The following is a 4231-nucleotide window of genomic DNA, read 5'->3' on the forward strand; positions in this document are numbered from 1 at the left end:
ACGGGCAGCTCAATAATGTTCTAGTGAAAAAAATCTTAATTTAATTATTGCAAAAAAAACACTCATTTTGTATTATTTAAAGCCCCCAAAGCAGTAATCAATTAAAAAATCTGGTAGTATGCCTTTGAAATGGAATTGTTGTAAATATTTAATAATAAATAATTTACACTCCTAATTTTTATGAAAAACGGGAACAACTATTCAAATTGCAAACTTAGCGCAATTTGATTGCGCTATTAAAACCGGAGGAAAAATGAAAAAGCGTATGCTTTGGCTGTTATTGGGTGTTGCATTTCTTGTGAAAACAGGGATGGCGCAAGATCTGGAAAAATTGCCGAAATTTGGCAAGGTATCCAAAGAAGAGCTGGCAATGACCAGTTATGCGGATGATCCCGAAGCGGAGGCAGTTGTGCTATTTGCAGATGGCGATCTCAAATTAGAAAGTGACGGCAATATGTATTTTGTGGAAGGGGAGTATCATTTCCGCATCAAGATTTTAACCGAAGAAGGCAAGGGGCAGGCGGATATTGTTATTCCATACTATTACGAGGATGACATAAAAGACATCAAAGGTATTACAACCCTTCCAAACGGCAAGCAAATCAAGCTGGATAAAAAGGATATTTTTGAAGAAAAAGGCGAAAAAGTAAACCGCATCAAGTTTGCGATGCCGGGTGTGGAAGTGGGTTCGGTAATTGAATACCGGTTCCGGATGGTTTCCGAATATATTCATAATTTAGAACAATGGTATTTCCAAAATTCAATTTACACCCGGTTGAGCCGTTATTCGGTAACGGTGTTGCCCTATTTTCGCTATAATGCGTTTTACCGGAACATGTCGGAAATTCAACCCCATAAAGATGAAATTTTGGTGCCCGGACAGCGCATCGCATTAACCAAATACACATGGGAAATGCGCGATCTGCCGCCGATTCGCAAAGAGCCGTTTATGCGCACAACAGAAGATTACCAGGCTGCCATCCATTTCCAGATTATCGATTACAAAAGCCCGTATGTGTATCGCAAATTTATCAGCGATTGGGCGGAGTTGGTCAAAGAAGAACGCGAGTATCTCGATAAATTTTACAGCAACGATGGCGATTTGAAAGCGCTGGTCGCCGCCCAGACAACACCGGAAATGACGCCGCTGGATAAAATAAAATCGCTTTACACATACGTTCAGAATAATATCGAATCAACTTCGCAGGGCGGCGCATATTATGATGAAAAAAGCGAAAAAATATTAAAAAATCTCAAAGGCACCGGTAGCGAAAAAAACCTGTTGTTGATCAATCTGTTGCGATTGGCAGGGCTTGAGGCTTATCCGATGCTGATCAGCACCCGCAGCAACGGGATGGTTGTTCGCAATCAGCCCCGGCTTTCCCAATTTAACTATATTTTGACCGCTGCGATGATCGGCCGGCGTTTGGTGCTGCTGGATTCGCGTCTGAAACATTATCCCTACGACATTTTGCCGGAGCGCACGCTGGTTGATATCGGTTTGTTGATTGACGATGCTGAAGGGCAGTTTATTAATTTGCCAGAGCCCAAAAAAACAAATATGCGCTACTGCAAAGCCGATGCAAAACTGGACGAAAGCGGCACGCTGCACGCTTCTGTAACGATCCGGATGGAGGGCTATCACGCAATCGATGCACGTCAGGAAATTACCGCAGACGGCGATGAAGAATATGTCAAAACACTGTTGCAAAACAGCTTCAAAACAGTTGAATTAGATTCCTTTACAGTGGATGCGCTGGAAAATTTGGAACAACCGGTTTACATCTCTGCGCATTTCCGCTCACCGGAATTTGCCCAGGTGGTTGGGAATATGATTTATATCGCAACGCCGGCAATCAACAAAATGGAAGAGAACCCGTTTAAACGCGAAAAACGGTTTTTCCCGGTTGAGTTTGTTTATAATGTTGCAGAATCAGATGATATAAATATAGAATTACCGGAAGGTTACGTGTTGGATGAACTACCGCAAAACGTCACCAGCAAAAAACCCAATTTTGATATTACATTTGTAAATGACTGGACAGCCGACGGCAACAAAATATCCCTGAAACGCCAATACATCCGCCGCCAGCTAACCTACGGTTCCGGAGATTATGCCACATTGCGCGATTTTTACGATCGCATAATTGGTGCCGACCAAGCTCAAATTGTCATTCGTCAGGGCGCAACCAGCGAAGGCGAATAATTGAAAAACAGCTCTTACCCGGCTTGCCGGAAGCGGTGGCCGGGTGAATTTATTTTGGGTGAACTATGGAAATGCGATCAATTTACGGTGTGATATTTTTATCTGTTGCGTTGTGGGGCGGTTTCGGCACAGCCCAAACCGTCGATATTTTGTCTGGTTCGCACGATGCAATCATCCTTTCCGATGAGACAGAATTCGAAGTTCTCGGCCAGGGAAAAGCTTATGTTCGCTATTCCCGCAAAGTTCAAATCAATAACGATGAAGGCAAAGGTTACGGTATTCCTGGTGTTAGCGAAAACAAATTTATCAAAAAGAAAAAAATAGATGTGCGAATTTTGAGCACCGATGGTGAAGAGCTAAAAAAATACAAAAATAGCGACATCCTGAAAGAAGATTATTCGCCCGGATATTCGTTGTATAGCGATTCGCGTTATCAATGGATTAATTCAACTTGGCCAAAATTTCCATATGTTGTGGAATACAGCACCGAAGCAGAAATGAGCACACTGTTTTTTTGGCCGGACTGGTTTCCGCAAAAAAATGTGCCCGTGTTAAGCAGCAGCTACAAACTGGTGTTGCGCGATACGACAGTTGCGTTTCGCACCCATGCTGTAAATATGGAAACATCACCAAAAACGATTCGCTCCAGCAGTGTTTCGCACATTTGGAATGCCGCGTTGCTCCCCGCTTTTGAGAGCGAAGATTATATGTCGAAAAACAACAGCAACCGGATGATCCTGCGTTTTACCCCGGAAAGATTTGCGCTGGAGAACTCATTCGGGCATTTCCGCGACTGGAATGGTCTGGCGCAGTGGTATCGCGGATTGACAGCCGACCGGCTGATTTTGCCCGAACTCATTCGTCAGGAAGTTGCTGCGCTGGTGAATCCTGATGACGATGCCAAAACCAAAATCAGCAAATTATACGCCTATTTGCAGAATAATTCGCGTTATGTGAGCATCGATCTGGGTATCGGCGGTTGGCAGCCATACAGCGCGCAATCTGTTTTCGAAAATAAATATGGCGATTGCAAAGATTTATCCACCCTAATGGTCGCGATGCTGGATGTGGTGAATATTCCCGCACATTTGGCACTTACGCCCACCCGCGATGCCATCAATTTTATTGAAGAATTTCCATCCAACCAGTTTAACCATTGCATTGCCGTCGTGCCGTTACCGGAAGATACGGTTTGGCTGGAATGCACCGCAGATTACATTCCCGCCGGAGAATTACCATATTCCGTTGAAGGCGCAAAAGTGCTGGTGGTTGAAGCCGAGGGCGGCAAAATTATCCAAACACCAGTCAGTCGTCCGGAAGATAATTTGATGACCAGCCGCACCGAAGGCCGCATTGGCGAAGATGGTGCGCTGCAAATGAGCGGTTGGTTTGCCACAACCGGTAACCGGTCAAGCTATGTTCGTGGGCGGTTTATTGGTGTGGAAATCGAAAAACAGCAGGATTGGCTGCGCAGTCGGTTGATCAGCCTCAGTGCCTCACGATTCGATCTGGCGGAATTTACTGTCGAAAATCTTGCTGAAAATGTCGATCAGCCCTGCGTTGTGCATTTTTCCGGCGAAATGAAAAATTTTGCGACGCGCAGCGCCAGCCGGTTATTTTTGAGCCCGAATGTGATCAACCAGTTTTCCAAAAAATACCCACCGGAAGAATCGCCGGATGAACGCAAGTTTTCGGTTTCATTTAACTACGCATTTGAGGATGCAGATACGGTTTATATCAGCTTACCGCCCGGTTACGCGCTGGAAGCCGCACCGCCGCAGGAAACCATCGAATCTGAATTCGGCACTTACCGGATCGAATACGAATTGGCGGATAATCGGCTGCGCTATTTGCGGCAATTCCGGCTGGAAACGCGGGAAATTCCGCTCGAAAAATACGCCGCTTATCGCGAATTTATCAGCGAAGTTGTGAAACGGGATAACATGCAGTTTGTGTTGAAGCGGTAGGTTCGCGTTTCGAAAAATTGTGTCGGGAGCGCAAAAGTGCGTTCTGCGAAAGCGTTAA

The 4231-nt window shown here is 45.1% G+C and carries 2 protein-coding genes; both read left to right on the forward strand.

What is annotated here, in order from left to right:
* Window positions 1-253 precede the first annotated feature (253 nt).
* Window positions 254-2206: a DUF3857 and transglutaminase domain-containing protein gene (locus H6629_23985; GenBank protein MCB9070848.1), complete on the forward strand. Its 1953-nt coding sequence runs from the start codon at window positions 254-256 to the stop codon at window positions 2204-2206.
* A gap of 65 nt (window positions 2207-2271) precedes the next feature.
* Window positions 2272-4173: a DUF3857 domain-containing protein gene (locus tag H6629_23990; GenBank protein ID MCB9070849.1), complete on the forward strand. Its 1902-nt coding sequence runs from the start codon at window positions 2272-2274 to the stop codon at window positions 4171-4173.
* Window positions 4174-4231 lie beyond the last annotated feature (58 nt).

The sequence above is a fragment of the Calditrichia bacterium genome (genome assembly GCA_020634975.1).
Lineage (GTDB): Bacteria > Calditrichota > Calditrichia > RBG-13-44-9 > J075 > JACKAQ01.